This is a genomic window from Methylobacterium sp. E-041 (genome assembly GCF_022829665.1).
Classification (GTDB): Bacteria; Pseudomonadota; Alphaproteobacteria; order Rhizobiales; family Beijerinckiaceae; genus Methylobacterium.
In genome coordinates, this window is record NZ_JAKSYQ010000196.1 from 24,206 (window position 1) to 50,622 (window position 26,417).

Annotated in this window: 27 protein-coding genes; 9 read left to right on the forward strand and 18 right to left on the reverse strand. The window is 70.5% G+C overall.

Annotated features, from left to right (window positions below; all coding sequences use genetic code 11):
• Window positions 1-11: 11 nt before the first annotated feature.
• Window positions 12-455 carry an OsmC family protein gene (locus MKK70_RS18730; RefSeq protein ID WP_147726231.1) on the reverse strand — a complete coding sequence of 148 codons (444 nt, stop codon included), beginning with the start codon at window positions 453-455 and terminating at the stop codon, window positions 12-14.
• 377 nt (window positions 456-832) lie between these two features.
• Between MKK70_RS18730 and MKK70_RS18735 the strand changes: the two genes are divergently transcribed.
• The 3 genes from MKK70_RS18735 to MKK70_RS18745 all read left to right on the forward strand — a co-directional run bounded on the left by MKK70_RS18735 (window position 833) and on the right by MKK70_RS18745 (window position 4,191).
• Window positions 833-1,252, forward strand: a complete 420-nt coding sequence (locus tag MKK70_RS18735; RefSeq protein WP_147726230.1) for a PAS domain-containing protein — start codon at window positions 833-835, stop codon at window positions 1,250-1,252.
• A gap of 204 nt (window positions 1,253-1,456) precedes the next feature.
• On the forward strand, window positions 1,457-2,707 hold the full coding sequence (gene frc, locus MKK70_RS18740; protein WP_147726229.1) for a formyl-CoA transferase: 1,251 nt from the start codon (window positions 1,457-1,459) through the stop codon (window positions 2,705-2,707).
• 293 nt (window positions 2,708-3,000) lie between these two features.
• Window positions 3,001-4,191, forward strand: a complete 1,191-nt coding sequence (locus MKK70_RS18745) for an HPP family protein (protein WP_147726228.1) — start codon at window positions 3,001-3,003, stop codon at window positions 4,189-4,191.
• A 12-nt stretch (window positions 4,192-4,203) separates the two neighbouring features.
• Here MKK70_RS18745 and MKK70_RS18750 read toward each other — a convergent pair whose 3' ends face one another.
• The 3 genes from MKK70_RS18750 to oxlT form a co-directional block, all read right to left on the reverse strand.
• The gene (locus MKK70_RS18750; protein ID WP_147726227.1) at window positions 4,204-4,896 is read right to left on the reverse strand and encodes an alpha/beta hydrolase; all 693 of its coding nucleotides are present in this window, start codon (window positions 4,894-4,896) and stop codon (window positions 4,204-4,206) included.
• A gap of 125 nt (window positions 4,897-5,021) precedes the next feature.
• Window positions 5,022-6,785: an oxalyl-CoA decarboxylase gene (gene oxc / locus MKK70_RS18755; protein ID WP_243949316.1), complete on the reverse strand. Its 1,764-nt coding sequence runs from the start codon at window positions 6,783-6,785 to the stop codon at window positions 5,022-5,024.
• 138 nt (window positions 6,786-6,923) lie between these two features.
• Complete coding sequence (gene oxlT, locus MKK70_RS18760) at window positions 6,924-8,210, reverse strand: oxalate/formate MFS antiporter (protein ID WP_147726225.1); 1,287 nt, start codon at window positions 8,208-8,210, stop codon at window positions 6,924-6,926.
• Between the two features lie 390 nt (window positions 8,211-8,600).
• On the opposite strand from oxlT, the gene MKK70_RS18765 reads away from it, so the two are divergent.
• On the forward strand, window positions 8,601-9,704 hold the full coding sequence (locus MKK70_RS18765) for an OpgC family protein (protein WP_243937115.1): 1,104 nt from the start codon (window positions 8,601-8,603) through the stop codon (window positions 9,702-9,704).
• Here the strand turns inward: MKK70_RS18765 and MKK70_RS18770 are convergent.
• From MKK70_RS18770 to MKK70_RS18800, 7 genes are all read right to left on the reverse strand, one after another.
• The gene (locus tag MKK70_RS18770; protein WP_243949317.1) at window positions 9,688-12,111 is read right to left on the reverse strand and encodes an MASE4 domain-containing protein; all 2,424 of its coding nucleotides are present in this window, start codon (window positions 12,109-12,111) and stop codon (window positions 9,688-9,690) included. The two genes, MKK70_RS18765 and MKK70_RS18770, sit on opposite strands and share 17 nt — an antisense overlap.
• Window positions 12,112-12,237: 126 nt before the next feature.
• Window positions 12,238-15,156 carry a bifunctional [glutamine synthetase] adenylyltransferase/[glutamine synthetase]-adenylyl-L-tyrosine phosphorylase gene (locus MKK70_RS18775; protein WP_243949318.1) on the reverse strand — a complete coding sequence of 973 codons (2,919 nt, stop codon included), beginning with the start codon at window positions 15,154-15,156 and terminating at the stop codon, window positions 12,238-12,240.
• Window positions 15,157-15,302: 146 nt separating this feature from the next.
• A complete protein-coding gene (locus tag MKK70_RS18780; RefSeq protein ID WP_147726733.1) occupies window positions 15,303-15,593 on the reverse strand; it encodes a hypothetical protein in 291 nt (96 codons plus the stop codon).
• A 345-nt stretch (window positions 15,594-15,938) separates the two neighbouring features.
• Window positions 15,939-16,133: a hypothetical protein gene (locus tag MKK70_RS18785; protein ID WP_147726735.1), complete on the reverse strand. Its 195-nt coding sequence runs from the start codon at window positions 16,131-16,133 to the stop codon at window positions 15,939-15,941.
• A gap of 160 nt (window positions 16,134-16,293) precedes the next feature.
• Window positions 16,294-16,497: a hypothetical protein gene (locus tag MKK70_RS18790; protein ID WP_147726737.1), complete on the reverse strand. Its 204-nt coding sequence runs from the start codon at window positions 16,495-16,497 to the stop codon at window positions 16,294-16,296.
• 235 nt (window positions 16,498-16,732) lie between these two features.
• Window positions 16,733-17,167 (reverse strand): hypothetical protein, encoded by a 435-nt coding sequence (locus tag MKK70_RS18795; RefSeq protein WP_405043349.1) that lies wholly within the window; start codon window positions 17,165-17,167, stop codon window positions 16,733-16,735.
• A gap of 85 nt (window positions 17,168-17,252) precedes the next feature.
• Window positions 17,253-18,044, reverse strand: coding sequence for a DUF3108 domain-containing protein (locus tag MKK70_RS18800; protein ID WP_243949319.1), 792 nt, complete (start codon window positions 18,042-18,044; stop codon window positions 17,253-17,255).
• A gap of 298 nt (window positions 18,045-18,342) precedes the next feature.
• Here MKK70_RS18800 and MKK70_RS18805 point away from each other — a divergent pair, with 298 nt between their 5' ends.
• Window positions 18,343-18,642 (forward strand): hypothetical protein, encoded by a 300-nt coding sequence (locus MKK70_RS18805; protein ID WP_147726742.1) that lies wholly within the window; start codon window positions 18,343-18,345, stop codon window positions 18,640-18,642.
• Between the two features lie 232 nt (window positions 18,643-18,874).
• A complete protein-coding gene (locus MKK70_RS18810) occupies window positions 18,875-20,146 on the forward strand; it encodes a hypothetical protein (protein WP_243949320.1) in 1,272 nt (423 codons plus the stop codon).
• Window positions 20,147-20,219: 73 nt separating this feature from the next.
• On the opposite strand, the gene MKK70_RS18815 is transcribed toward MKK70_RS18810, so the two are convergent.
• On the reverse strand, window positions 20,220-20,462 hold the full coding sequence (locus tag MKK70_RS18815) for a hypothetical protein (protein WP_147726746.1): 243 nt from the start codon (window positions 20,460-20,462) through the stop codon (window positions 20,220-20,222).
• A 411-nt stretch (window positions 20,463-20,873) separates the two neighbouring features.
• On the opposite strand from MKK70_RS18815, the gene MKK70_RS18820 reads away from it, so the two are divergent.
• Window positions 20,874-21,251 carry a DUF4440 domain-containing protein gene (locus MKK70_RS18820; RefSeq protein ID WP_147841012.1) on the forward strand — a complete coding sequence of 126 codons (378 nt, stop codon included), beginning with the start codon at window positions 20,874-20,876 and terminating at the stop codon, window positions 21,249-21,251.
• Between the two features lie 188 nt (window positions 21,252-21,439).
• Here MKK70_RS18820 and MKK70_RS18825 read toward each other — a convergent pair whose 3' ends face one another.
• The 3 genes from MKK70_RS18825 to MKK70_RS18835 form a co-directional block, all read right to left on the reverse strand.
• Window positions 21,440-21,610, reverse strand: coding sequence for a hypothetical protein (locus MKK70_RS18825; protein WP_187275350.1), 171 nt, complete (start codon window positions 21,608-21,610; stop codon window positions 21,440-21,442).
• 12 nt (window positions 21,611-21,622) lie between these two features.
• The gene (locus MKK70_RS18830; RefSeq protein WP_147841013.1) at window positions 21,623-21,856 is read right to left on the reverse strand and encodes a hypothetical protein; all 234 of its coding nucleotides are present in this window, start codon (window positions 21,854-21,856) and stop codon (window positions 21,623-21,625) included.
• Between the two features lie 145 nt (window positions 21,857-22,001).
• Entirely contained in the window at window positions 22,002-22,310 is a 309-nt protein-coding gene (locus tag MKK70_RS18835; RefSeq protein WP_147841014.1) for a DUF1488 family protein, read from the reverse strand.
• Between the two features lie 646 nt (window positions 22,311-22,956).
• Between MKK70_RS18835 and MKK70_RS18840 the strand changes: the two genes are divergently transcribed.
• Complete coding sequence (locus tag MKK70_RS18840) at window positions 22,957-23,202, forward strand: hypothetical protein (RefSeq protein WP_147726754.1); 246 nt, start codon at window positions 22,957-22,959, stop codon at window positions 23,200-23,202.
• Window positions 23,203-23,251: 49 nt separating this feature from the next.
• Here MKK70_RS18840 and MKK70_RS18845 read toward each other — a convergent pair whose 3' ends face one another.
• Window positions 23,252-23,671 carry a hypothetical protein gene (locus tag MKK70_RS18845; RefSeq protein ID WP_243949321.1) on the reverse strand — a complete coding sequence of 140 codons (420 nt, stop codon included), beginning with the start codon at window positions 23,669-23,671 and terminating at the stop codon, window positions 23,252-23,254.
• 231 nt (window positions 23,672-23,902) lie between these two features.
• Window positions 23,903-25,150: a glycosyltransferase gene (locus MKK70_RS18850; protein ID WP_243949323.1), complete on the reverse strand. Its 1,248-nt coding sequence runs from the start codon at window positions 25,148-25,150 to the stop codon at window positions 23,903-23,905.
• A gap of 480 nt (window positions 25,151-25,630) precedes the next feature.
• Here MKK70_RS18850 and MKK70_RS18855 point away from each other — a divergent pair, with 480 nt between their 5' ends.
• Entirely contained in the window at window positions 25,631-25,957 is a 327-nt protein-coding gene (locus MKK70_RS18855; RefSeq protein ID WP_243949325.1) for a hypothetical protein, read from the forward strand.
• Between the two features lie 143 nt (window positions 25,958-26,100).
• Here the strand turns inward: MKK70_RS18855 and MKK70_RS18860 are convergent, their stop codons facing one another.
• The gene (locus tag MKK70_RS18860) at window positions 26,101-26,346 is read right to left on the reverse strand and encodes a hypothetical protein (protein ID WP_187274660.1); all 246 of its coding nucleotides are present in this window, start codon (window positions 26,344-26,346) and stop codon (window positions 26,101-26,103) included.
• Window positions 26,347-26,417: the final 71 nt, after the last annotated feature.

Here is a 26,417-nt window from a genome sequence, read left to right on the forward strand (position 1 = left end):
CGGGGCCGCCGTCAGGTCAACGCCGTGCCGGTGCCGTCGTGCACCGAGACGGCGATGGGAATGCCGAGCTTCACGCTCTCCGACACCGTGCAGAACCGCTGGAACTGGTCGAGCACCCGGTGGATCCGCGGCATGTCGGCGGCTGCGGCGCCGAGCGCGATCCGCACGTCGACGCCGACGATCCGAAGGCGGTCCGCCTCGTTGCGCGCGATCCGGCAGGTGGCTTCCGCGGACACGCCCTTGCCGTCCTGGCGGAACTTCCCCAGCGCGAAGACCAGGCTGGCGCACAGGCAGTTCGCCACGCCGGCGATCAGCAGCTGTTCCGGATGGGGGCCGGTCCCGCCGCCGATCGGCTCCGCCTCATCCACGCGCAAGGCCGGCAATGCTTTGCCGAAATCCACCGTGAAGACGTAATCGCCGACCTGGCTGATCGTGATGCTCGGCGCCGGCGTCATCGCATTGCTCCCTGTGCTGCCGAATGTTGCGATCGGCACCGGCGTTCCGTGGTTCGAGCCCGGTCGGCTGACAGATCCGCGATTTGAAACCGAAGCGAGGCGGCGCGGGCATCGCGTGCCTTGACGCGATTTCTGCTCTGGCATACCAAATACCAAATAAGGAATCGAGCTCTCGACGGATCGTCTCGGCGATTGCGAGCGTGGCCCGGCTCCGCCGCAGGGAGAGCTTCCATGCCCGGCCGAATTCCCGACCGCTGACCTCGATCCCGATCAGGGTCCGCGTCGTCGCGTGCTCCGCGGCCCGCGCGACCGACGACGACCCTCGCGGATCGACGATCGGCGGTGGACGACGGGTCCAGGATTGATGAGCGTCCTTCATGTCTGAGGCGATCGACTTCGAACAACTGGTCTCGAATGCCGGCGACGCGATCGTGGTCTCGGATCCGGAGGGGGCGATCGTGGTGTGGAACGCTGCCGCCGAGCGCATCTTCGGGTTCACGCCGGAGGAGGCGCTCGGGCGATCGCTCGACCTGATCACCCCCGATCGCCACCGGCACCGGCACTGGGAGGGCTACCGCAAGACCATGCGCACCGGCGTCACCCGCTACGGCGCCGAGGTGCTGCGGGTGCCGGCCCTGCACAAGGACGGCCGCGCCCTGTCGATCGCCTTCACGGTCAGCATGCTGTTCGACGCTGACGAGAACGTCACCGGCATCACCGCCGTGATCCGCGACGAGACGGAACGCTGGAACGCGGAGCGCGCGATGCGGCGCCGCCTCGCCGAGCTGCAAGCCTGACGACGGCGTTCGGCGGTCCGCCGCCGGGAACAGCCGACGTCCTCGAGATCAAGGCCGGATTTCGCAAGCAAGACGGCATCCGGCCGAAAGCAACGTGACCGCGGATCGAGGCTCCGCAGAAGAGCCCGGTCTCCGCTCGCCGAACGCGGCACCGATCGAGGGTCGGCGTCGCCACCCATCCACGCAAGAGAGGAAAAGCCGACGATGAGCAAGCCACTCGAGGGGATCAAGATCATCGACTTCACCCACGTCCAGGCTGGGCCGGCCTGCACGCAGCTGCTGGCCTGGTTCGGCGCCGACGTGATCAAGGTCGAGCGCCCCGGCTCCGGCGACGTCACCCGCAACCAGCTGCGCCATGTCGAGGGCGCGGATGCGCTCTACTTCACGATGCTGAACTCGAACAAGCGTTCGCTGACCCTCGACACCAAGACGCCCGAGGGCAAGCAGGTGCTGGAGAAGCTGATCGCCGAATCCGACGTGCTCGTCGAGAATTTCGGCCCCGGCGCCCTCGACCGGATGGGCTTCTCCTGGCCGCGGATCAACGAGCTCAACCCGGGCATGATCGTCGCCTCGGTGAAGGGCTTCTCCGACGGCCACCACTACGAGGACCTCAAGGTCTACGAGAACGTCGCCCAGTGCGCCGGCGGCGCCGCCTCGACCACTGGGTTCTGGGACGGGCCGCCGACGGTCAGCGCGGCCGCGCTCGGCGATTCCAACACCGGCATGCACCTCGCCATCGGAATCCTCACCGCGCTCCACCAGAAGAACAAGACCGGCAAGGGCCAGAAGGTCGCCGTGTCGATGCAGGATTCGGTGCTGAACCTCTGCCGCGTGAAGCTGCGCGACCAGCAGCGCCTCGATGCGCTCGGCTACCTCGAGGAGTACCCGCAGTACCCGCACGGCACGTTCTCGGACGTGGTGCCGCGCGGCGGCAATGCCGGCGGCGGCGGCCAGCCCGGATGGGTGCTCAAGTGCAAGGGCTGGGAGACCGACCCGAACGCCTACATCTACTTCACGATCCAGGGCCATGCCTGGGCCCCGATCTGCCGGGCGATCGGCAAGGAGGAGTGGATCGACGATCCGGCCTACAAGACCGCATCCGCCCGCCAGGACAAGATCATGGACATCTTCGGCACGATCGAGGAGTGGCTTGCCGACAAGACCAAGTTCGAGGCGGTCGACATCCTGCGCAAGTTCGACATCCCCTGCGCCCCGGTGATGTCGATGAAGGAGATTTCGGTCGATCCGTCCTTGCGCGCCAGCGGCACGGTCGTCGAGGTGCCGCATCCGCATCTCGGCTCGTACCTGACGGTCGGAAGCCCGATCAAGTTCTCGGACATGACGGTCGAGATCAAGTCCTCGCCGCTGCTCGGCGAGCACACCGACGAGGTGCTGGTCGACCTCGGCTACACCCAGCAGCAGATCGAGGAGCTGCATCAGGCCCGCGCGGTCTGAGCAGTCCGACGCTCTGCGAAGCCGCTTCCGGTCCCACAGGACGCGGGGGCGGCTTCCGCCGTTTTCGCGTGAGAACGACTGGATGGGTCGCGCGAAGCACCAGACGGCCCCCTCTGCCAAGGGGAGAGGGTTGGGGTGAGGGGCGTGACCTCTCCGGAAAGCTCACGCCCCTCATCCTGTCCTTCTCCCCATGGGAGAAGGGACCCGTGCCTCGTCCCGTCGGCCGTGCGAAGACGACGGCCTCGGTGGGTGTAGGCGTGGCGCGGCGCTGAAACATGCAAAGGCTCGGATCCATGCAGGCCCTGTGGCGCCGGTTCGTTCCGGCCGCGACGCCGCTCAGCGTCCGCGAGCGCATCCGGTCGGCCCTCGGCGCGATGCTCGGCATCCTCGTCACCGGGGTCATCGGGGCCTGGGCGCTGGGACCGACCACCGCCCTGCCCGTCCTGATCGCGCCGATGGGCGCCTCGGCGGTGCTCCTCTTCGCCGTGCCCGCGAGCCCTCTGGCGCAGCCGTGGTCGATCATCGGGGGAAACCTCGTCGCGGCCCTGGTCGGCGTGAGCGTCGCGACCTTCGTGCCCGATCCGGTCTCCGCGGCGGCGCTGGCCATCGCCGGCACTGTCGGCCTGATGATGGCGCTGCGCTGCGTCCACCCGCCGAGCGGCGCGGTCGCGCTCACCGCGGTCCTCGGCGGCCCGGCGATCCACGACCTCGGCTACGGCTTCGTGCTCTGGCCGGTCGGCGCGAACTCGCTGCTGCTGCTGGCCTCGGCGCTGCTGTTCAACAACCTGACGGGCCGGCCCTATCCGCATCACGCGGTTGCCGCCTCGCCCGGCCGGATCGGCGCCGAGCCCGCCACCGCACCGCTCGGCTTCACCTCCGCCGACCTCGACGCTGCGCTCGAGGACTTCGACCAGCTCCTCGACGTCGGCCGGAGCGACCTCGAGGCGATCCTGCGCCAGGCGCAGATCCGCTCCTACCGCCGGCGCTCGGGGCAGACCGACTGCGCCGCGATCATGACCCGCGACGTCGTCGCCATCGCGCCCGGCGCCCCGCTGATGGACGCCCTCGCCCTGCTCCGACGCCACCACATCAAGGTCCTGCCCGTCACCGACGAGAGCGCCCGCGTGGTCGGCATCGTCACGCAGACCGACCTCCTCGACAAGGCGGCCTGGGACCGGCGCGGCCCGCGACTCGGGCTCGGACGCCGCCTGCGCCTGACCGCATCGCGCGGGCGTGCCCCCCACGGATGCGTCGAGGACATCATGACCAGCCCGGTCGTCACCCTGCGGCCGGAAAGCCCGATCGGCGAGGTGGTTCTGCAGATGTCGGGCCTCGGCCTGCATCACCTGCCGGTGGTCGGGCCGGACGACCGCCTCGTCGGGATCGTCTCGCAGGGCGACCTCGTGGCGGCGCTGCTCACCGACGCGGAACGGCCGAGGGCCGACGCGCCGGCGCCTCGCGAACTCGCCGTCGCGCCGGCCTGATCCGCCGCGACGTCAGGGCGGGCTCGGCTCGCCGAGGAAGAACGCCACCGCCTGCGCGACCACGGCCGGATCGTAGGCGTGGGGGCCGTCGTACTCAACGTAGGTGACGTCGTAGCCGGCCCGCTCCAGCTGGGCGGCGTGGCTGCGGCCGCCATGGGCGACCGCGATCTGGGCGTCCCGGGTGCCGTGCGAGACGAAGATTCGCGGCGCGCCGGCCTGGACCTGCACGCTGAGGAAGCCGGCGGACGAGGCGATGACGTGGGTGACGACGTCGCCGTTGGTCAGGCCCGATGAGAGGGCGTAGCTGCCGCCGTCCGAATGCCCCGCGAAGGCCAGCCGCGCCGGATCGAGCAGGAACCGCGAACCGACCTCGGCGAGCGCGGCTTCGAGGCGCTCGCGGTCGGGCCCGTGGCCGGCGATGACCAGGTCCCAGGTCGGGAACAGCGATTGCGGCGCCAGCAGCAGGAAGCGGCGCGTCTCCGCATGCGCCTCCAGCATCGGCAGAATCTTCTCCGCGCTGCCTCCGCCGCCGTGGAACAGCACCACGAGCGGCGTCGGCCTGCGCGGGTCGATGCCACGCGGCACCCGCAGGATCGCGTCCCGCTGCGCAAACAGCTCGAGCGCGTGCCGCCCCGGCGCCAGCGGCGGCCGCGTCGGCAGCCGGTGCGCGAAGGCGATCCGGCCGATGAGGCGAGGGTCGATCATCGTGTTCTCGCCGAAGAACCTGGAAGGCCGTTGACGCCGAGCCCGTCATTTCCGGGGTGCGAAGCCGAGCCCGGAATGACGGGCTCGGCGTCGATCGACGGGTTACGAGCCCCGATCTGTTCGCCTCACTTCCGCTTCACGGTGCTCTGCGGGTTGAGGCTGCCGATGTTGCCGCTCTCCGTGCCGGCGGCGGGGTCGATGACCGCGTTGATCAGGGTCGGCCGCCCCGAATCCATCGCCGTGTTGACCGCCTCGCGCAGGGCGTCCGGCGTCGTGACGTGGACGCCGACGCCGCCGAAGGCCTCCATCATCTTGTCGTAGCGCGCGTCCTTCACGAACACGGTCGGCGCCACGTCGGCGGCGCCCGAGGGGTTCACGTCGGTGCCGCGGTAGATGCCGTTGTTGTTGAACACCACGATGCAGACCGGCAGCTCGTACCGGCAGATCGTCTCGACCTCCATGCCCGAGAAGCCGAAGGCCGAGTCGCCCTCGACCGCGAGCACCGGCTTGCCGGTCTCGACGGCCGCCGCCACGGCGAAGCCCATGCCGATGCCCATGATGCCCCAGGTGCCGACGTCGAGGCGCTTGCGCGGCTGGTACATGTCGATGACGCCGCGGGCGAGGTCGAGGGTGTTGGCGCCCTCGTTGACGAGGATCGCGTCCGGCCGCTCCCTGATGACGGTGCGCAGCACGCCGAGCGCGCCGTGGAAGTCCATCGGCGTGGAGTTCTTCAGGAGGCGCTGGCCCATCTTGGCGATGTTGGCGGCCTTCTTCGCCTTGATCGTGTCGGTCCAGGCGGCGGGCGGCGCCGGCCAGCCGCCCTTCATCCCGTCGAGCAGCGCCGCGACGCAGGAGCCGATGTCGCCGACCACCGGCGCCACGATCTCGACGTTCGAGTCCATCTCGCGCGGCTCGATGTCGATCTGGATGAACTTCTTCGAGCCCGGCGCGCCCCAGGTCTTGCCCTTGCCGTGCGAGAGCAGCCAGTTCAGGCGGGCGCCGATCAGGAGCACCACGTCGGCCTCCTTCAGCACCGTCGAGCGCGCCGCGCCGGCCGACTGGGGATGGGTATCGGGCAGGAGGCCCTTGGCCATGCTCATCGGCACGTAGGGAATGCCGCTGCTCTCGACGAGCTCGCGGATCGCCGCGTCGGCCTGCGCGTAGGCGGCGCCCTTGCCCAGAATGATCAGGGGGCGCTCGGCGCCTTTCAGCACCGCGAGCGCGCGCGCGATCGCCTCCGGCGCCGGGATCTGGGCGGGAGCCGGGTCGATCACCTGCACCAGCGACTTCGCGCCGGCTTCCGCGTCTATCACCTGCGCGAACAGCTTGGCCGGCAGGTCGAGGTAGACGCCGCCGGGCCTGCCCGAGCAGGCGGCGCGGATCGCGCGCGCGACGCCGATGCCGATGTCGGCGGCGTGCAGCACGCGGAAGGCGGCCTTGCACAGGGGCTTGGCGATGGCGAGCTGGTCCATCTCCTCGTAGTCGCCCTGCTGCAGGTCGACGATCTCGCGCTCGGAGGAGCCCGAGATCAGGATCATCGGGAAGCAATTGGTGGTGGCGTTGGCGAGCGCCGTCAGGCCGTTGAGGAAGCCCGGCGCCGAGACCGTGAGGCAGATGCCCGGCTTCTTCGTCAGGAAGCCGGCGATCGCGGCCGCGTTGCCGGCATGCTGCTCGTGCCGGAACGAGATCACCCGGATGCCCTCGGCCTGGGCGAGGCGCCCGAGATCGGTGATCGGGATGCCGGGCACCCCGTAGATCGTGGTGATGCCGTTGAGCTTGAGCGCGTCGATGACGAGGTGGAAGCCGTCGGTCAGCGCCGGCTGCGTGTCGGCCTCGGCCATGTTGACGTCGGCGGTGTGCATATCGATGACTTGGGCGCGTGCGGACATCTCGGCCTCCCGAATGGATGAATGTTGGGCCGCTCCGGGGCCTCGGCCCCGGATGGCTGGTCGCAGGATCCGCGCCGCGCGCGGGTCGATCGAGCGATCGTCGAAGGGGGCGGGCCCTGAAGCGACGGACCCGCCGCCTCAGGCGATCCGGACGGGCTCGGCCTTCGGCACCGGCAGCGTGGCGTCGAGGGCGAGGTAGCGGCTCCGCATCGGCTTCAGGACGAAGATCGCCAGCGCCGCCGCGGCGAGGTTGAGGGCGACGATCATGCCGAACACTGCATACCAGCCGTACGCCGCGGCGATCAGGCTGCCGAACGGCACCAGGAACGAGGCGGTGCCCTTCGCGGTGTAGAGCAGCCCGGCATTGCTGGTGGCGAACTTCGAGCCGAACGTGTCGCCGCAGGTGGCAGGGAACAGCGAGTAGATCTCGCCGAACACGCCGAAGTAGAGGGCGGTCGCCAGCACGAACACCGCCGGGGTGGTGCCGTAGCTCAGGAGCAGCAGCACCGCGACCGCGGCGGTCGAGAAGGCGATGAACATCGTATTCTCGCGTCCGATCTGGTCGGAGACCCAGCCGAAGAACGGCCGGCCGAACCCGTCGAAGATCCGGTCGAGCGAGATCGCCAGGGTGAGCGTCGCCATGGTCAGGCCGAGCATGCTCACCGGCACGTCGGCGACGTGGAAGTCGTGGGCGATCGGGGCGATCTGCGCCGCCGCCATCAGGCCGCCGGCCGCGACCATCACGAACATCGCGTACATCACCCAGAACACCGGGGTGCGCACGGTCTCGCTTGGGGTGCGGTCGACCTGGCTCTGCGGCAGGTTGTGGCGCCGGCGCTGGATCGGCCCGGCATGCCTCGGCTTGCGCAGGAAGATCGAGAGGAACACCACCACCGCGCCTTGGATCAGGCCGAAGGTGAGGAACGCGCTCTGGTAGCCGCTCGAGGCGATCATCTTCGCGATCGGCACGACGGTGATCGCGGCGCCCGCGCCGAACCCGGCGGCGGTGGCGCCGGCGGCCAAGCCCCGGCGATCCGGGAACCACTTCAGCGCGTTGCCGACGCAGGTGCCGTAGACCGACCCGGCGCCGATGCCGCCGACCACCGCGCCGAGATACAGCACCGGCAGCGATCCCGCGTAGGCGTTGATCACCCAAGCCAGGGCGATCATCACGCCGCCGAAGGCGACGACGACCTTGGGGCCGTAATTGTCGACGAACCAGGCCTCGACCGGCACGAGCCAGGTCTCGGTGGCGACGAAGACGGTGAAGGCGAGCTGGATCGAGGCCCTTCCCCAATGGTGGTCCGCGTCGATCGGGTCGACGAACAGCGTCCAGCCGTATTGAAGGTTGGCGATCATCGCCATGCAGAGCACGCCGAAGGCGAGCTGCCACCATTTCGCCGCAGGGGCGTCCTGACGTTCCATCCCGGTCTCCTCCGCCTGCGACTCTCTGTTCGCGTGTCTGCATCATGCATCGATTCAGCAGGTATGCAATATACCAGACCTGAAGAGGCCTGCGAAACGTATTATCCTGCCGCTTTCTGTCATTCGGCCCCGACGCCGCTCCGCGCAAGGCGGTTGAAATGCCGGGCGCGATTGCGCCCTGGCGATGTAGGGGCCGTACACGGTCGGCTCACGCGAAGACCGCTTTGCGGCCGTCTCCCGCGGACGCTCCGGCCGGCCGTCGTTCGATCGTGATCGGATCGCGCCTGCGCCGCCGCGATGCGCGCTGGCTCGACCGGCCCGCCGCGTGCGAGAGCATGCGGCGACGCCTTCCGAGATGCCGATGCCCTGCGCCCTCCTCCGACTGCCCGCGTGACCGATCCCGCACCTGCGTCGCGTAAGCGCGACCCGCGCGTCGACGTCCTGCGCGGCCTCGCCCTGCTGATCATCTTCATCGACCACATCCCGAACAACGCGCCGGCGCTGATCACGCCGCACAATCTCGGCTTCTCGGATGCCGCGGAGCTGTTCGTTCTGTTTGCGGGCTACTCGGCGACGGTGGCCTATGGCGGCCTGTTCCGGCGGGCGGGCGTGCCGGAGACCCTGAAGCGGATCGCGATGCGGTGCCTGCGCATCTACGTGTTCCAGGCCGGCCTGCTGCTCGCCACCCTGCTGATCGTGCGCGCCTGGATGGACGCGACCGGCCTCGTCCCGCGCTTCGGGGTCGCGCCGCTGCTGCAGATGGGGTTGTGGTCCGGCCTGTGGCGCGGGCTCCTGCTCAACGCCCTGCCGAACTACCTCGACATCCTGCCGCTCTACATCGTGCTGCTGGCGGCGTTTCCGCTCTACTATGCCGGCATCCGCCGCAGCGTCTGGGCGGTGCTGAGCCTGTCGGGCCTGGTCTGGGTGCTGGCCAACCTCGACCCGGCCCTCAACCTGCCGAACGCGGCGGCCGACGACGGCTGGTACTTCAACCCGTTCGCCTGGCAGTTCCTGTTCGCGATCGGGATGGCGCTCGCCGTGATGGTCGCGGCCGGCGACGGACTGCTGCCGCGCCGCGCCTGGCTCACGGCGGCGTGCTGGGCCTATCTCGCCGTCTCGCTGTTCCAGGCCGTCCCCTGGGACGTCTTCGGCCTGCCCGATATGAGGCCGTTCGAAATGGCGGTGCCGGACAAGGCCCGGGTCTCGCCGCTGCGGCTCCTGCACATCCTCGCGCTGATCTACCTCCTGTTCGGCTCTCCCGTGCTCCACCGCCTCGCGACGAGCCCGCGCCTGCGGCCGCTCGAATGGTGCGGGCGCCATTCGCTCGAAGTGTTCGCGCTGGGCTGCCTCGCGGCGCTGATCGGGCGGATCAGCTACCGCACCTTCGGGCCGAGCTGGCCGCTGCAGGTGGGCGTCAACCTCGGCGGCCTCGCGGCGATGATCGCGCTGGCGTGGTTCCTCGACCGCCGGGCGCGCCTCAGCGCCGCCCCATGACCACCCGCAGCTTGTCGGCCAGATCCTCGCGGCCGTAGGGCTTGTTGAGCAGGGGCAGGTCGGCCGGCAGGCCGTCCTCGCCGAACGCGGACGCCGTGTAGCCGGAGGCGAGCAACACGCGCAGGTCCGGCCGGAGGCGACGCGCTGCGACGGAGAGCTGTACCCCGTTCATGCCGCCCGGCATCACCACATCGGAGAACAGGATGTCGACCCGCTCCGGCCCCTGCAGGCGGGCGAGCGCTTCGGCGGCACGGGTCGCGGTCAGGGTGCGGTAGCCGAGCTCGCTCAGGCTCTCGACCGCCATGTCGAGCACCGCCGGCTCGTCCTCGACCACGAGAATCACCTCGCCGTCGGTCGCTCGGCGCAGCGGCATCGGGCCCTCGGGACGGGCCGATGCGGGCTGCTCCTTCGAATGCGGCAGGTAGATCGACACGGTCGTGCCCGTGCCGACCTCGCTTTGCAGCACGACCTGCCCGCCGCCCTGGCGCGCGAACCCGTAGACCTGGCTCAGCCCGAGGCCGGTGCCCTTGCCGACTTCCTTCGTGGTGAAGAACGGCTCGAAGGCGCGCGAAGCGGTGCCGGCCTCCATGCCCAGGCCGGTGTCGCTGACCGCGACGTGGACGTAGTGCCCGGGCGCGAGTTCCGGCGGCGCGGCACCCGGTTCGCCCGTCACGGTCAGGTTCTCGGTCCGGATCAGAAGGCGGCCGCCGGACGGCATCGCATCGCGGGCGTTGACCGCGAGGTTGAGGATCGCGCTCTCGAACTGACCGGGGTCAAGCCGCACCGGATCGAGCGCGGGGTCGAGGTCGAATTCGACGGCGATGGTCTCGCCGACGGCGCGCTGCAGCAGGGTGTGGAAATCCTTCAGCAGACGGTTCGGGTTCACCGTCTCGGGCCGCAGCACCTGCCGGCGCGAGAAGGACAGCAGCTTCTCGGTCACCTCGGCACCGCGCCGCGCCGCGGTCATCGCCGAGCCGGCGAGGCGCTCCACCCGCTGCGCGTCGCCCGGGCGCCGGACGATCATGTCGAGGTTGCCGATGACGATGGTCAGCAGGTTGTTGAAGTCGTGCGCGATGCCGCCGGTGAGCTGGCCGATCGCCTCCATCTTCTGAGCCTGATACAGGCGTTCGTCCGCGTCCTGGCGGGCGGTGACGTCGACGACGATTCCGGCGAGGCCGGTCGCCCGGCCGGCCTCGTCCCGCGCCGCCCGGCCCTTGAGCTCGATCCAGCGCGTCGCGCCGTCGCCGGCGCGCAGGATGCGGCATTGCAGGTCGAGCGATCCGGTGGCGGCGACGGCGGCGAAGGCCGCCTCCGCGACGTCGCGATCCTCGCGGACGACGTGGGCGAGGGTCGTCGCGACGTCCCAGCGCGGCTGCAGGGCGTCGTATCCGAAGATCGCATCATGGCGCAGGCTCCGGCGGGAGGCGCCGGCGGCGAGGTCGAACTCCCAGTCGCCCATGTCGGCGGCGTCCAGCGCGATGGCGAGGTGGTCGCGTGCGCCCTGGAGGTCGGCGCGCTGGCGCTCGCGCGCCTCGGCGATGCGCTCGGCATGGCCGTAGAGCAGATCGACCTTGCGCAGGTAGGCACACAGGACGACGACGCCCGATATCAGCGCCTCGATCCGCCCGGCGAACCAACCGACGGTGCCGCGCGCCGCGCCCGTCTGCGTCACGAGGTTGTCGAGGAGCAGCAGGAACAGCGAGACCGCGAGCCAGAGCTGGAGCAGGCTGCGCAGGCGCGTCGTCCAGCAGAGGATCGCCAGCGAGGCCAGGGTGAGCGCGACGACCGCCGGCCCGATGCCGGAGGTGGTCAGCGCCCAGTAGTCGTCGCCGACGACCGTCGTCGGCAGCCGATCGACATGGGCGACCACGAGGTAGCTCAGGCCGGCTACCGCCGCCGCGACGCCGATCGCCGTGGCGATCCCGGCACGCGCGGATCGGTCGGGTTCGATCAGCCTCGTACGGCCGTCGCCCTCCATGATCGCGTAGGGGAGCGCGAACAGCGGCGGCCCGAGATGCCACAGGGTCCAGAGCCACGTCGTCGTCGCCGGGCTCGAGCCGAGGATGCGGTCGGCACCGAACACGTTCGGAAAGCTGAGAAGCTGAACCGCGACGATCAGCGTCACGTAGAGGCTGCCTGCCGAGAGCACCAGCAGCGGCACCGAGCGGGTGCGGCCGTACTGCGCGAAGAACAGCACGGTGGTCACCGCGTAGACGACGACGAGCGCGGACTGATAGCTCGCCACGAAGCCCGGCATCGGGGCCATCGGGCGGCCTGCGACGGGGAGCAGCGCGAAGGACAGCGCGGTGAAGGCCGCGCAGGCGAGGCCGGCGAACCGGCGCTGCCCCGCCCCGGGTGCCGCTGTGGCGAGGGTCCTCAGGTCGGTGGGGCGCGGTGCGTCGTTCACGATGGTCTCCGACCGCGCGACATCAGTGGTGATGCCGAGCGGTCAAGGTTGTGGCAGATTTCCACAACCTACGATACCCGCCTTGAAGCTCGGCAAAGTCGTTCGGCGTCGAACGATGCGGCGACGTCAGTGCTTCGGGCGTCGAAGAGCGAGAAGGATCTTACGCGTCGCGCGCCGCTCGGCCTGAATCTGCGCGACCAGGGTCTCGGCACTTGGGACGCCCATCGCCGTGGCCATGCGGGCCAGCGCGCCGCGCGACGGCGCCGACCCGTCCGCGCCGACCAGCCGCTGCCAATGATGCACCGTGTCGAACAGCCGATAGGCGTCGGCGAGCCGGGTTGCGGTGTCGATGGGCAGGATCCCGCGGGCGCCGGCCCGCTCCAGCACCGCGTCGGCGGTGGCGCCGACCAGATCGGGATCGGCCTGCGCGTGGCCGAGCACGAGGGCCTGGGCCAGGAACTCGAGATCGAGCAGGGCGCCCGGCGCCAGCTTCAGGTCGAGCGGCCCGCGATGGCCCTTCTCGCGGGCGACCAGCCCGCGCATGTCGCGCACCGCCGCGCACACCGCGGTCGCGTCGCGCGGCCGCGCCACGGTCTCGCGGATGCGCTTCGCGATCTCGCCGCCGAGGCCGGCATCGCCCGCGATCACGCGCGCCCGGGTCAGCACCATGTGCTCCCAGATCTCGGCTTCGTCCTGGTGATAGGCGACGAAGCCCCGCACCTGCACCGCGGTCGGGCTGTGCTCGCCGCCCGGCCGCAGGCGCAGGTCGACGGCGTAGAGGCCGCCGCGCCGGGTCTGGACGGTCAGCGCCGCGTAGAGCCGCTGGGCGAGGCGATTGTAGGCCACCACCGCGTCGATCGCCTTCGGGCCCGTGGTGGTGCGGTCCTCGGGGTCGAAATCGTAGACGACGATGAGGTCGAGGTCGGAATCCGCCGTGAGCTGGCGCGAGCCGAGGCGGCCGACGGCGAGGATCGCGCAGCGCCCCTTCGGCACGGCGCCGTATTCCGCCGCGAACCCGCGCTCGACCGCCGCGAGGCTGGCGGCGACCGCGGCTTCGGCGATCCCGGAATAGGCCTCGCCGGCCTGGGCCGCCGACAGGATGCCCGAGAGCAGCCGCGCTCCGGTGACGAAGCGCAGCTGCCGGGCCGCGTCGCGGCTGCGGTCGAGGAAGGTCTCGTGGTCCCCCGGGCTGCCGACCAGCGCCCGGTACTGCGCGGCGATCGCCCCCGCATCGGTGGTCGGCAGGACGAAGTCGGGATCGAGCACCGCGTCGAGCACGTGCGGGCCGCTCCCGACGGTCGCCGCGAGGCGCGGCGCGGTGCCGAGGATGTCGGCGAACAGCAGGCGCAGGCGTTCGTGCGCGAGCAGGATCGTCAGCAGCTCGGCCGCGTCCGGCATCCGGCCGAAGGCGTGGTCGAGGGTGTTCAGCGCCGCGTCCGGCTCCGCCGTGCCGCCGAGCGCCTGGAGCAGGCTCGGCAGCAGCTCGGTCAGGACGGCGCGCGCGCGCGCGGTGCGCACCGCAGGGCGCCGGCCGAAATGCCAGCCGCGCACGGTCTCGATCGTGCGCGCCGGCTCGGCGAAGCCGAGCGCCGAAAGCGTGGCCAGCGTCGCGGGATCGTCCTCGCTGCCGCTGAAGACGAGGTCGCCGACCTCGGCCGAGAGGCTCGGCGCGGTCTCGAACAGCAGCACGTAATGGGCCTGGACACGGCCGGCATGGTGCAGGAGCGCCGCCTCGAACGCCGCACGCGTGGCGAAGCCGCAGAAGCGTGCGAAGGCGGTGAGATCGTCCGGCTCGAGCGGCAGGCGCTGCGTCTGCTCGTCGCGACGCATCTGCAGGCGATGCTCGATTGTGCGCAGGAACGCGTAGGCCGCGTGCAATTCGTCCCGTGCGGCTTCGGTGATCCAGCCGGCGTCGGTGAGGCGGCCCAGCATCGGCACCGTCCGGCTGCCGCGCAGCTCCGGGCGCCGCCCGCCGAAGACCAGCTGCTGCGTCTGGACGAAGAACTCGATCTCGCGAATGCCGCCGCGGCCGAGCTTGATGTCGTGGCCGCCGACGGCGAGGGCCTCGTGCCCGCGCACCACGTGGATCTGGCGCTTCATCGCGTGGATGTCGGCGATGGCGGCGAAGTCGAAGTATTTGCGCCAGATGAACGGCCTCAGCTCGGCCAGGAAGCGCGCGCCGGCCTCGCGATCGCCGGCGATCGGCCGAGCCTTGATGAAGGCGGCCCGTTCCCAGTTCTGGCCGAGCGACTGATAGTAGTCGAAGGCGAAATCGGTGGAGAGCGCCACCGCGGTCGAGCCGGGATCGGGCCGCAGCCGGTAATCGACCCGGTGGACGTAGCCCTCGGCGGTACGCTCCTCCAACAGCTTGGCGATGCCCTGCGCGACCTTGGCGAAGAAGGGCTTCGCCTCGACGCCGTCGGCGAGCGGCGCGCGGGCGGCGTCGAAGAACACGATCAGGTCGATGTCGCTGGAATAGTTGAGCTCGCCCCCGCCGAGCTTGCCCAGGCCGAGGACGACGAGTCCCGAACCCGCCTGCGGGTCGCCCGGGTCGGGCGGATGCAGCTTCCCCGCCCCGGCCGCCTGGAGCAGGAGCGCGTCGGCCGCGGCGCCGACGGACGCGTCGGCGAAGTCCGACAGGGCCTTCGTCACCGTCGGGAGGTCCCAGAGCCCGCCGAGATCGGCCAGCGCGACGAGCAGCGCATGCTCCGCCCGGTTCCACCGGAGCGCTCGCCCGATCGCGACGAGGTCCGGCTTCGTGCCGCCCGCGCGCCCGGCGGCGCGCTGGCGCGCCGTGATCGCCGCGTCGGACGCTTCCGGGGCCTTCTCGACCAGGGCGGCGAAGCGCTCCGGCGCCTGCGCGATCAGCCGCCACAGGAACGGGGAATGGTCGGCGATCCCGAGGAGCAGCGGCCGCAGGGGCGGCGTGAGGAACCCCGCCGGGAATGCGGCTTCGACGTCGCCGAGCCGGGCGGCGGCGGTGTTCGGATCGTGGAGCGCCGGGGCCGCCCCGAGGCGGTCGCGCAACGGGCCGAGGGCTGGCATGGGGTTCGACCCGTCCGTGGCCGGGATGGGGGAGGTTGCCGGGCGGTCCTCCGATCGGGCGACACGCTACCCGATCGCCGCGCCTTTGGGGATGCGGTTGCCGCGTCTCGGCGCACCGGCAACGGCGGCTTTCCCGGGCCGACGCCCTAATCCATCAGCGCGAGGGTGCGCAGCACCGCCATGCCGACGAGCTCGGCATCGATCTCGCCGGCTTCCGTCCGGGGCAGGACCGCGACGGCCTCGACGATGTTTCCCGAAAGCGGCCCGACCACGACCTTGAGCACGGCGCCGGCCGGCGCGTCGGGATCCTCGACCAGGGCGACGACGTGGCCGGCGGCCTCGCCGTAGACCCGAAGCGGCTGATAGGCCGCCTCGTCGGACTCCGCGTCGACGGGATGCGGCTGGCGGCCGAAGGTGGGACGAATCACGTTGCTCATGCGTCGAGTCCCTCGCACGCGGTGGGGCCGGGCATCCGCTCCGTCGGACCGAGGTTCGGGTCGCAGCTTCGGCCGGACGAGGATAACGCCGTCCGCCGGATCGCGCATCAGCGCGCTTGCCAGGACGTGTCGTCCCCGGTCGACGCGACGGCCCGGACAGAAAAAAGGCCGCCCCGAAAGGAGCGGCCCGAAGTCTAGGGAGGAAACGCCCAAGATGGGCAGCAGGACTGCGACGCCATCGCTATCCCGCAACGCACCAATAGTGCGTTGCGACGCACCATGCAAGCGTCGGACGTTCCGTACCGATGACGGAGCGCAGCGTTCCCCCCGCTTCGGAACGCGGCGTCAGGAACCGCCCTGTCGATCGTCGTCGAGCTGCCGCATCAATTCGGCCAGGCGTGGATCGAGCGCTTCGTCGATCACCGGCTCGTAGAGCGCCTGGAGATGGCGCCCGAGGCGCTGGCGCGTCAGCGCGTCGAGGGTCGGCGGCGCGTCCGGCTTGGCGACGATGGTCTGGGCTTGGCGGTTCGTTTCGAGCATGAGCCTTACATTGGCGCCGGGGCGGACATGGCAACCGTCCTGCGGTCGAACCCTGTCGTCCGGCCCGGGGATGCGGCGACGACGACGCCCGGAAAGCGGAACGGCGCGGACCCTGGGGGGCCGCGCCGTTCCTGTCTCGCAAATCGAAGGGTCGTGGGCCTTAGCGGTCGCCGACGCCCGACAGCAGCTTCTCGATCTGGCCGAGGCCGCTCTCGCGGGCCTTCGCCTCGCTCGGCAGGCTCCGGTCGGAGCGCTGGGTCAGCTTGCCATTCTTGCGGATGGCCCACTGATACGAGCCGCCGTCGGCCTTCGGGGGAATGATCTCCAGGGAGTACGGATGGATGTTCGTTGATGTATCGCTCATGCGCCGATTATGCCACGGACAGGGAGCCAGACCAAGTCCGGTCTGAAACATCGGCTCGAGATGCCGCATCGGGCGATCCGCCGCGCGACGTGTCCGCCGCGCCGATGCCGCCGGCGGGCATCGGCGCGGGACGCCCGCGGGGAGCGCAAGACGTCTGCGACGACGCTCGCGAGAGCGGCCTTCAACGCCGTGGCCCGAGCCGAAGCCGGGCCTGACCGGTCGTCATCGGTGCGGCCTACTGCGCCTTCTCGTGCTCGCCGAGGCCGACGGCCCTGTAATCGTAGGTCGGGTAGAACTCGGTCCGGTAGGCGCCCCAGGCGGTATCCTCCAGCACGCGGTTGATCTCGCGGGTCCGGTTCGCCGGCAGGCGCAGGACGATGACCTGGCCGATGCCCATCACGACGTTCCACGACACCACCTCGATGCCGGGCGGCGGGAAGGCCTTGTAGAACCCCTGCCGGGTGAGCTGCGCGTTCAGCTCGGCCAGCGGCCGCGACTGGTCGTGCTTCAGGAAGACCGTGAGCAGGATCGCGTTGTCGGGCGTCGCCGCCGCGGAGCCGGACGGCGGCGCCGCGACGGTCTGAGCCTGGGCGCGGGGCATGCCCGCGACCGGGAGGACGATCATCGCCAGGGCCGCGAGCGATCGGATCGCAAAGGGTGGGCGTCGCATCGCATCGTCCTCCTGCGGCCTTCGTCCGACGCATGGGGCGCCAGGTCCGAACATGGGCCGCGATGCCGAAAGCCCCGAGCCGGCCTCATGGATCCGCGTGGGCGGGTTTGGCCGGCGCGGCATTCCAGCTCGTCGCCTCGATGCGCGCCGTGCCCCAGCCGGTGCCGACGGCGATCGAGAGCGGCAGCAGCAGCCCGGCTTCCGTGATCGGGGCCAGGCGCACGCGCATGTCGTCGTTCTCCGACATCCGGCGCACTGACGAGCCCTTGGCGCGGTGGCCCGCCACCGGGATCCAGCGGATCCGGCACTCGAGCGCGGGCCCGCGGTAGGGCCCGGCGGCGACCTGGACCACCGTGCCGCGCGACAGCGCGATGTCGGCGCGGGCGGCGCCGTCGAAGACCGGGATGCGCCGATCGCACATGGCGGGGACCAGCGGGCCGGGGCCGACCTGCACCGCCAGCATGCCGATCGGATCGGTGACGTTGGTCGTGTCGGCGGCGGTGACCGGGACGCGATCGGGTTTCGGCTGCGGCTCGGGCTCGACCTCCGCCTTGCGGACGGTGCCGGCATCGAACGTCACCAGCACGCGCACCGGTGCGGTGCCGTAGCGGCTGTCGATCCGAAAGGTGCTCGGCACCGCCCCGGCCGGCGACAGGCGCCCGCTCGACCGCGCCGTGCCGTCGCCCTGGAAGAACCAGCCGGCGAGACCGGTGAGGCGCCCGGTGAGGCCGATCGCGTAGCGCTCGGGGGTGAGGTCGGCCGTGAGATCCGCGGTGCCGACGCCGAGATTGAGGAAGCTGAGGCCGTACTTCACGACGACGTGCCGAGATCCGTCCCCGCGCGGCGCCGCGGACGCCGCCGGCACGAGGGCGACCATCGCCACGAGCACCGCAGAGAACGTCGACGGCGGGGCCGACGGACGTGATCGCTTCGGGAAACGCACGCTCCTCACCCCGTGCCCTCGCATGCCGGACATCCTCGTGTCGCCGAAGCCTAGGGCAACCCCGTCGACCGGTCGAGAAGCGGTGCCAGCCATCGAAGAGCGACTTGAGCGACCTCGCAGCGATGCCGCCGAGGATAGGCCGGTGGTCGACCTGCCGAATCCCCCGGGTTTCGGATGAACCGCGCCTGCTTCCGTCCGTTGCCGTGCGACCTCTCATAAAATGGACGGCCCGATGACACGCTCGACGATCGCACTCGCCTCCGCGCTCGGAGTTCTCCTAAGCGGTCCCGCCTCGGCGCAGATCGTCACGGGCGGCGCCGGCAATACCGGCGTCACCGCCCCTCCCGGCACCGGCGGTGTTGGCGGCGGAGCGCGCGACCTCGGCCCGAGCCCGATCACCCGCGGCAACGAGGCCAACCCGAGCAACTCGTCCGTGCCCGGTACCACCCCGAGCGTGAACATCGGCGGGACGCCGACCAGCGGACCGCCCGGCACCGGCGGTGCGGCCGGCGGCCCGTCCCTCGGTCGGTGAGGCCGGCGACCTGCAAGGGTCGCATGGCTTCGTTGTCCGCGCCGCACGCACCGCCTGTCGCTTTGGTGTTGCGGCGCACACGACGCGGCGCGATGATCACCGTCGTTCGCCGCCATCCCGGTCGGCGAGCACCGCGCGACGCGGCCCCGGCGAGACTCCGGCGTGCCCTCCGCCCACGGTGACGGCCCCAGGCCATCTGGGGCATCTCACGTCTCGCTGCAGACCCCCATCCATGAGCACCACGCTTCGTATCGCGTTGACGACGCTCGTCGTCGGCACGGATGTCTTTGTCCTGCGTGCAGGGCCGGGCGACCGGCTCGGCGCCGCGGAGGCCGGGCGCATCGCGGCCCGCCAGTTCCAGGATGCCGACTGGCCGGTGGCCGAGACCGCCTGGGCCGCGACGGCCCTGAACGGCGCCGGCCCGTTCGCGGCAATCCTGTCCCTGGCCCTGATCGCCGCGATCTGGTGCGTCGGACGGCGCGGGGCCGGATATGCCGGGCTCGCGGTCGCGGGCTTGCTGGTCGAGGCGCAGCCCGAGCCGGCGCAGGCCTACTACGACACCCGCGACTACCCGGAATTCGTCGAGGTCCTGCCGAACCAGACCGCCTTCCTCATCCCCGAGGTCGGCGAATCGAAGTCCGGCCAGGCGGCCTTCATGTCCGAGCAGTTCCTGAACGAGCGCAAGGTCGCGATGAAGCGGGTCCAGATCCCGCACACGCTGATCCGCAATCCCGGCTGGGCCTACGACTACTACGTGCCCGCCGCGCGGCTGATGCTCGTCGACCGGTCGCCGGTCTCGCGCGAATGGGTGAGCTCGACCGATCGCGGCACCTCGGCCAAGGACCAGGGCATCCGCTTCGAGACCGCGGAATCGGTGACCCTGCGCACCGGCGTCGTCGTCTCGGCCTTCGTGAAGGAGGAGGATGCGAGCAAGTTCGTCTACTGGTTCGGCGCGCGTGCCACCGGCGGCAACGCGAGCGACCCGCAGGTGAACTTCGCGAGCGTGATCCAGGGCAAGTCGCTGGCCGAGGTGGTCGACGAGAACGTCCACCGCACCGTCCAGGCGGCGATGGCCAAGGAGTTCGGCCGCCGCACCACCGACGAGGCGATCCACGGCAAGGCCGCGATCATCGAGGCCGTCGAGAAGGAGGTCCGGCGCGTCTACGAGCCGATGGGGATCACGGTGACGACGCTCGGCTACGCCGAGGGTCTGACCTTTGACAACCCCGAGATCCAGAAGGCGATCGACCTGACCTTCGTGGCGATGAAGAACGCCCAGTCGGCTCAGGCGCAGATGCAGACGCTGCCGATCCAGGAGAAGATCCTCGACATGAAGATCCGCGAGATGGATGCGGAAAGCCGCCAGACCCTCGCCGGCCGCTGGAACGGCTCGGCCGCCAACGTCCTGCCCGCCCTGCCGAGCTGGGTCGTGCTGCCTGCCGGCTGGCTCGACGCGCTGAAGACCTGGCTCCAGCCGGGTCAGCCGGCGCCGGCCGGGCACTGACCGTCGGCCGCCGGTGCGTGGATGCGGCGCGCCGGCGGACTGTTCGCGAAGGGCGTGGATCGGTGCGGAAGGCCTAAACGTCGGCCCCTTGCGTCTCACGGATCATGCGGTCGACCAGCGCTTCGCGCTTCCCCTGACGGATCAGGATGCGCGCGGCGGCTCGGGCGTTGGCCGCCCGCACCTCCGCATTCGGCGCGCCGTCGCGAAGCGCGCGCGCGGCGAGCTTTCGGAACCAGCGCACGTTGGCGATGACCGTCGATCGGCGGCTCAAGGGGCCGCCGACATCGAGGAGCCGTTCCGTCGTTGATGAGGACATCGTTTCGATCCCGGATCGCGGGCCCCCGCTTGTCCGTGAGTGAGACAAGAAATGGTTAACGCACCAAGTTTCGGCAAGAGCGATGCCGTCGATGATGTGCCGAATTTAGACATCGGAGCTTCGGCCGACCGGAAAGCGACTGCGGCGTCCGGCCCGGCGTCAGAGTTCGGCCGTGGTCCGACAAGGCTTCCGAAGCACAGTGCGGGACCTCGCCGAGCCGGAATGACCCTCTGCGAAGATCGTTGCGCGACGTCGGGCCAAGCGCGTTCGGGCGCGTCGGCGATACCGTTTTACGGTTTCGGACGACCCGAGCTTCAAGCGGTCGACCCGCTCGCAGGGTCGCGGCACGACGGAACGAAGCGGTGCGACCGCACTTCTCCGAGGGACTTCCCGCTGCTTGAGGTGAACGCCATGGACGACGACCGGGTCTGGTCTTTCGAGAAGAGCCTCTGGGACGGCAGTCCCGACCATTATCGCGAGCTCGTCGACGAGGAGTGCCTCATGGTGCTGCCGCACCCGCCCTTCGTGCTCAGCGGCACCCAGGCGATCGAGGCCGTCGCTCATACGCCGCGATGGACCGAGGTCGCGTTCTCGAAGGGCCAGATCGCCCGGCCGCAGGAGGGCATCATCGTGGTCGCCTACCACGTCGAGGCCGCGCGCGACGACGAGGCGTATCAGGCGAACTGCACCTCGACCTATCGACGCGTGTCGCACGAGGTCTGGCGCGTGATCCAGCACCAGCAGACGCCGCCGCTCGTCCTGCCGAGCGCCGTCGAGAAGACCGGCTGATCGGGTCCGTCCCACCGAAAGCGCCGATGCCGTCACGCTGCCGGAGGCCTCGCGGCCTCGACGGGACGGCGTGGCGGCGTCGCTTCGCCGATCGGACCTTATGGCATGGCGAACCCAGCGGCTCGCGCCGATCCGCGTTCGGGACAGGTTGCGAGTTCGCGTCGTCGGGTCCAGCCGCGCCTGGCGGCCTACGGACGCCGAGCCTTATCCTCGGCCTCCGTTCCCGGCCGGTCCATCGGGCCCGCGCCCGGCTTGGTCTCCCCGGTGACGGTGTCCTGGGGCGTGATCGCCGCGCCGTTCGGCTTCGGTTTTCCCTGCGGCATCCGCTGGGCCTGGGTGTCGGTGGTGTCGTCGGTCATGCGGACGGTCCTTCAGATCTCGGTTTCGCGGCGGACGACCGCGGCCTCGCCGGTGCCCTTCTGGGCCAGGCCGACCTCGGCATCCTCTCCCGGCACCGGCAGCGGCTCGGAACTGGTCGCGTCGGTCAGGCCTTCCTCCGGCTTCCGGGCGGCTGGCGCATCACGCGTTTCCCCAGCGTCAGCGGGACGGCCGGCGTCGTAGGTGGTGTTCGCGAGATCTTCGGTATTGGCGACCTGATCGGGCATGGGGGACTCTCCAGTTCGGAAGAGCAACGTCCTGCGATCGGTCGCGGTTCTCGCAAGCGCGTCGCGATGTTCCGAGCGGCGCCGACGGCATGATCCGCGATGCCGGTCGCGTTCAAGCCGGGGAGCCTCGACGGGTCGTCCTCGGTCAGGTCACCTCGTCCGCCGCATTGGCCCGCGAGCCCGGCGCGGCAAAATCCGCAGCACCGATCCGAACGCGGTCGCTCGGCTCGGACAGGCGCTCATAAGTCTGCTTCGCGGTTCCCTCGATCACGGCACGATGCGACTCGAAGAAGTCGACCGGCCCGAGCTTGGTCGCGCCGAACTCGGCATGCATCACGTCGACCGGGATCTCGACGTGGATCACCCGCCCACCCTCGATCATGGCGAAGGCCACGATGTTCGGATCGGTGGCGGAAAGGTGCGCATCCTGATCGGAATGCTTTTCCAGGGCCATGGGACGGTGTCCGGCTCGCGCCGGCGGATCGCCGTCGCTCAAGCATATGCACCTAGCGTTCGATCACCGCCGAACCAGGGCCCTGAATGCGTGGGTCCGATCCAGCATGGGACGCGCGCGGCGGGACCCGGCCCCGCCGCGCACGCCTCGAATCGCGCCCCAAGTCCTTCGATCAGAAGCCGACAATCACGCTGGCCGTCCCGATGACGGTCGCAACGAGGCCGAAAGCGAAGGCCCCGATCATCGCGTAGCTGAACAGCTTCAGTTTCATGCTTGGCATCCTTACCGGTTGTGGCGAAGCGATCCGCCGGCGGTGCAGCCGCGCCGTGATCTGCGTCTACCCGAATATGGCGATCCGACCTCGGCCGTGACGTGCCGGTGCGCACGCTGCATCGCAACACGTCGCGGTGCACCATTCGAAGCAAGGTCGGTGCCAGGACGATCGCGGGAGACGCCGCCGGCGGAGCGTTGCCCGCCGTGATCCAGCGTGACCGGGGTGCAACAGCCTTCCGAAAAACCGCGAGGCCGAAGCCCGCACGCGGTAAGCCACGGTCATGCCTTGCGGATGAGTACGCACACACGGCACGATTGAATGTTTGGCAATGTTAACAACCTATGATTTACGTGCCCAGGTTGGGAGGCAAGCATGCAACCGTCGGAATGCTGCATCTTTCGGATCGTGCTGGCGTCGGCCGTCGGGCTCGCGATCACGACTCTGCTGCTCTGGAAATACTCGCCGGTCCTGGCCATCGTATCGGCACCGGTCGGTGGGTCGATGGCGGCCATCATGGCGATGATCGTGTTCCAGGCGGCCCGGCCCTTCGTCTCGTCCGAGCCGATGGGCGTCAATCCGCACAGCGACTATTTCGCCCGGAAGATCGACTTCCTGTAGCGTCGCCCTCGCGCGGAGGACGCGTCGCGGTCGACGCGAAAGGGCCCCTTCATCGGATCGCCTGCCGTGCCGCCCGGTGCCGGACGTGGCCGTGTGCGGCCGCTGACCGCTTGCCGATCCGACGCGCGCGGACGATGCGCTGCGATGCCGTCGCGAACCGCTCGCTGGGCTCTGTACGGACCTGCCGCATGCTACGGACGTTCTGCACGTCGTCGTAGGGCCCGCGGCCCGTGCGCGCCCGATAGGCCGCGCCCGCGAAATCGCCGGGCGTCGGCGGCGTGCCGGGTTGCGAGAAGCTCGTCTCCGGCCTGTAGGCCGGCCCCCATCCGATCTCGTCGTCGCCGGCCGGATCCTTGCCCGGAAAGCCGGTGACGTAGCCCGTGCTCTGCGCCGCGGCAGGCCATGCCGGCCCCAGTAGGCAGGCGACGCAGCCGAGGACGCAGATCGCCTTGTTCGGTGAAAACGGCACCCGGAACCTCCTTCGTCGCGACATGCCGGGCAGTCCCGCCCATGCCACCCATGGTCGCGAGGCCAACCGTCCGTTCGCCACCCGGTTCGGAGCCTGTGGTCAGGTGCCGCGGAGGTCGCGGTCGCGAGCCTGACCTCACTCAGGCGGCCAACCCGACGGTCGCGACCGCTCAATCGGCCGGGCCGTCGCCCGTCACCGGGTGCGACCGACGTTTCGTGGTCATGCCGGGGCTCACGCCGCGATCGCCTGCTCGACGGCATCGCAGGTCGCGCCGAGCCCGTCTTCGTGCGCGACCCGCTGCGCGGCCTCGCGGCAGGCGTGCGCCACGGTCGGGGAGGTCAGGAGCCGATCCATGACGCGCGCGCCGCGTGACGGCGTGAACCGGCGACGGCTCAGCGTCGCCCCCACGCCGAGCTTCCTCAGGCGGGCGGCTTCGTCGAAGTGATCGAACGCCACCGGAACGACGAGCTGCGGGATGCCGGCGGTGAGCGCCTGCGCCACGGTGCCGATGCCGCCGTGATGGACCAGGGCGGCACAGTGCGGCAGCAGCGCGCTGAACGGCGCGTAGGCCACGTGCCGGATCTCCGGCGGCAGGGTGTCGAAGACCTGATCGGCCTGCGGCGCCAGCAGGATGCCGCGGCGGCCCATGCGCCGACACAGAGCGGTCGCGGTGCGGAAGAACGCCCGACCCTGGCGCATTCCCGAGCCGTAGGTGAAGGCGATGGGCGGCGCGCCCGCGTCGAGGAAGGCCGCCACCTCCGGGTCGAGCCCGTCCCGGTCACCGAAGCGATCCGAGAGCGGAAAGCCGACCTGCACGGCCTGCTCGGGCCAATCGGGCTGCGGCTCGGCGAACCAGTCCGGGCAGGTGAGCACCATCCGCGTCGGGCTGTTCCACCAGTGGCGCAGCCGGCGGACCGGCGGCAGGCCTAGGGTCGCCCGAAACGCGTTCAGGCCGGGCAGCACCGCCGGGTCGACGACGTAGCGATCCCCGCCCCGTCCGAGCCAATGCCGCGTGCGCGACGGCAGGAGGTGCGCCAGCGGCAGGCCCGGAAGAACGGGGGCGTCGCGGCGGCTCTCGATCAGGAACGGCGCGACGTGGAGCGTCACCAGGGGCAGGCCGAGCTTGTCCTGCGCGACGCGGGCGCCGAGGCTGTTGGGCGATGCCACGACGACCCCGCCCTCGGCCGACCACCGTGTGCGCAGCCAGTCGAACACCGGCTCGGTCGCCGAGGACAGGGTCTGCAGAAGCGGTGCGACCCCGCGCCGCGGATGCCAGAGATCCGGGTGCCGGATGGTGCGCTCGTAATCCGCCTGCGTGCCGAGAGCGTGGAAATCGACGCCGGCCCGCTTCGCCAGCCCGCCGAACGGCGCCGGCGCCGCCAGGGCGACGGCATGACCGCGCCGCTTGAGCGCGGAGGCGAGCGCAAGGAACGGCAGAACGTCGCCGTGTGAGCCGAGCGTAACGAGATGCACCTGCATTGCGCTCTATTACGATAAATTCCGTCCTTTGACTTCAACAAACTTAAGAACGCGCATATGACATAAGTCATAGGCCGGATTTCCTAGTATAATGCGTTCGTACTAGTTGCTGCGGTCAAGCTTCTTCTCGCCTGCACGATCTGGCCGTGGCACCCCAACCCGGCAAACGCCTATGTCGTAAGGGTCGCGCGCAGGACGCGAACCTGGACCTGCTCGCCTCGCGAAGCACGTCGCGACGGAGCGCGAGCATGTCCGAACTCAAATGGTGACCGTCGTCCTGACCGGCGCATCGAGCGGTATCGCCCATGCGGCCGCTGGGGCGTTCATGGCGCGCGCGGGCTGCGCCGTTCCGGCCGCGCGCCGTATCGGTGGGCCCGATGCCACGCGGTCGTGAGTTCCGGGTCGGCGACGACGAGGTGGTCGCGACCCCGACCGACGCAACCGATCCTGAGGCGGTGGCGGCCATCGCTGCCGAGCCCCTTGCGGCCGTTCCGTCGGATCGACATCCAGGTCGGCAAGGTCGGCGCGGGCGCGTTCGGGCCACATCTCGACACGGCGGTCGACCTGCAGAGGCGGGTTGTTGCGATCGACCTGATCGACGCGATCCAAGGCGCCTGCGGGGTGCCGCACGTCCTGAAGTTTCGCGCTGCACCCGCGCTGCAAGGTGCCGGTCGGCTGGCGGACGCGCCGGCACTCCCAAAGCAAGAAATTAAGTGCGGGTTTCGGTCCTCGCGCTTGCCGGGGCCGGACCTCGGCGGGTTATGCGACGGCGCCGCTTACGCGCCGAGGCCGACGGCACCGGCATGAACAGCGGCCGACGCGCGAGGATGCGTTCTCCACTGGCCGCATCGGTCCGCGGCTGGCGGTGCCGGCCGCCTGCGGCACCGCCCGCCTCGAAGGCGGCCCTGTGGGACATCGAACCCGAGAGGTCGCGGGCGGCCGTGCGGCTGCTAGCTCTCGGCGTGCAGGCTCTTGATGAAGCGCCGCGCGATCTCGCGCACCGCCTCGTCGTCGCGGGCCTCGCCGTGGGCCTTGTCCCACAGGTGGTCGAGGCTGCCGTCGAGCTCGTCGAGGAGCTCCGGATGGCGCTGCGCGACGAAGCGGATCGTGCCGAACAGCAGGTGCTCGACCGCCATCTCGCGGCGGCGGGCGTCGATGATCGCGTCGGACGCTGGGGCGGATGTCGGATCGGTCATGGCGCATCAACGGCCGCCATCCGGGTTCGGTTCGCACGCTCGCGCTGCTTCGAGTGCCGCAGCCCGATCAT

Coding starts and splice junctions, on each gene's coding strand:
- MKK70_RS18730 (WP_147726231.1), bottom strand. CDS start 455: ATGACGCCGGCGCCGAGCATCACGATCAGCCAGGTCGGCGATTACGTC.
- MKK70_RS18735 (WP_147726230.1), top strand. CDS start 833: ATGTCTGAGGCGATCGACTTCGAACAACTGGTCTCGAATGCCGGCGAC.
- frc (WP_147726229.1), top strand. CDS start 1,457: ATGAGCAAGCCACTCGAGGGGATCAAGATCATCGACTTCACCCACGTC.
- MKK70_RS18745 (WP_147726228.1), top strand. CDS start 3,001: ATGCAGGCCCTGTGGCGCCGGTTCGTTCCGGCCGCGACGCCGCTCAGC.
- MKK70_RS18750 (WP_147726227.1), bottom strand. CDS start 4,896: ATGATCGACCCTCGCCTCATCGGCCGGATCGCCTTCGCGCACCGGCTG.
- oxc (WP_243949316.1), bottom strand. CDS start 6,785: ATGTCCGCACGCGCCCAAGTCATCGATATGCACACCGCCGACGTCAAC.
- oxlT (WP_147726225.1), bottom strand. CDS start 8,210: ATGGAACGTCAGGACGCCCCTGCGGCGAAATGGTGGCAGCTCGCCTTC.
- MKK70_RS18775 (WP_243949318.1), bottom strand. CDS start 15,156: ATGCCAGCCCTCGGCCCGTTGCGCGACCGCCTCGGGGCGGCCCCGGCG.
- MKK70_RS18780 (WP_147726733.1), bottom strand. CDS start 15,593: ATGAGCAACGTGATTCGTCCCACCTTCGGCCGCCAGCCGCATCCCGTC.
- MKK70_RS18785 (WP_147726735.1), bottom strand. CDS start 16,133: ATGCTCGAAACGAACCGCCAAGCCCAGACCATCGTCGCCAAGCCGGAC.
- MKK70_RS18790 (WP_147726737.1), bottom strand. CDS start 16,497: ATGAGCGATACATCAACGAACATCCATCCGTACTCCCTGGAGATCATT.
- MKK70_RS18795 (WP_405043349.1), bottom strand. CDS start 17,167: ATGCGACGCCCACCCTTTGCGATCCGATCGCTCGCGGCCCTGGCGATG.
- MKK70_RS18800 (WP_243949319.1), bottom strand. CDS start 18,044: ATGGTCGCCCTCGTGCCGGCGGCGTCCGCGGCGCCGCGCGGGGACGGA.
- MKK70_RS18805 (WP_147726742.1), top strand. CDS start 18,343: ATGACACGCTCGACGATCGCACTCGCCTCCGCGCTCGGAGTTCTCCTA.
- MKK70_RS18810 (WP_243949320.1), top strand. CDS start 18,875: ATGAGCACCACGCTTCGTATCGCGTTGACGACGCTCGTCGTCGGCACG.
- MKK70_RS18815 (WP_147726746.1), bottom strand. CDS start 20,462: ATGTCCTCATCAACGACGGAACGGCTCCTCGATGTCGGCGGCCCCTTG.
- MKK70_RS18820 (WP_147841012.1), top strand. CDS start 20,874: ATGGACGACGACCGGGTCTGGTCTTTCGAGAAGAGCCTCTGGGACGGC.
- MKK70_RS18825 (WP_187275350.1), bottom strand. CDS start 21,610: ATGACCGACGACACCACCGACACCCAGGCCCAGCGGATGCCGCAGGGA.
- MKK70_RS18830 (WP_147841013.1), bottom strand. CDS start 21,856: ATGCCCGATCAGGTCGCCAATACCGAAGATCTCGCGAACACCACCTAC.
- MKK70_RS18835 (WP_147841014.1), bottom strand. CDS start 22,310: ATGGCCCTGGAAAAGCATTCCGATCAGGATGCGCACCTTTCCGCCACC.
- MKK70_RS18840 (WP_147726754.1), top strand. CDS start 22,957: ATGCAACCGTCGGAATGCTGCATCTTTCGGATCGTGCTGGCGTCGGCC.
- MKK70_RS18850 (WP_243949323.1), bottom strand. CDS start 25,150: ATGCAGGTGCATCTCGTTACGCTCGGCTCACACGGCGACGTTCTGCCG.
- MKK70_RS18860 (WP_187274660.1), bottom strand. CDS start 26,346: ATGACCGATCCGACATCCGCCCCAGCGTCCGACGCGATCATCGACGCC.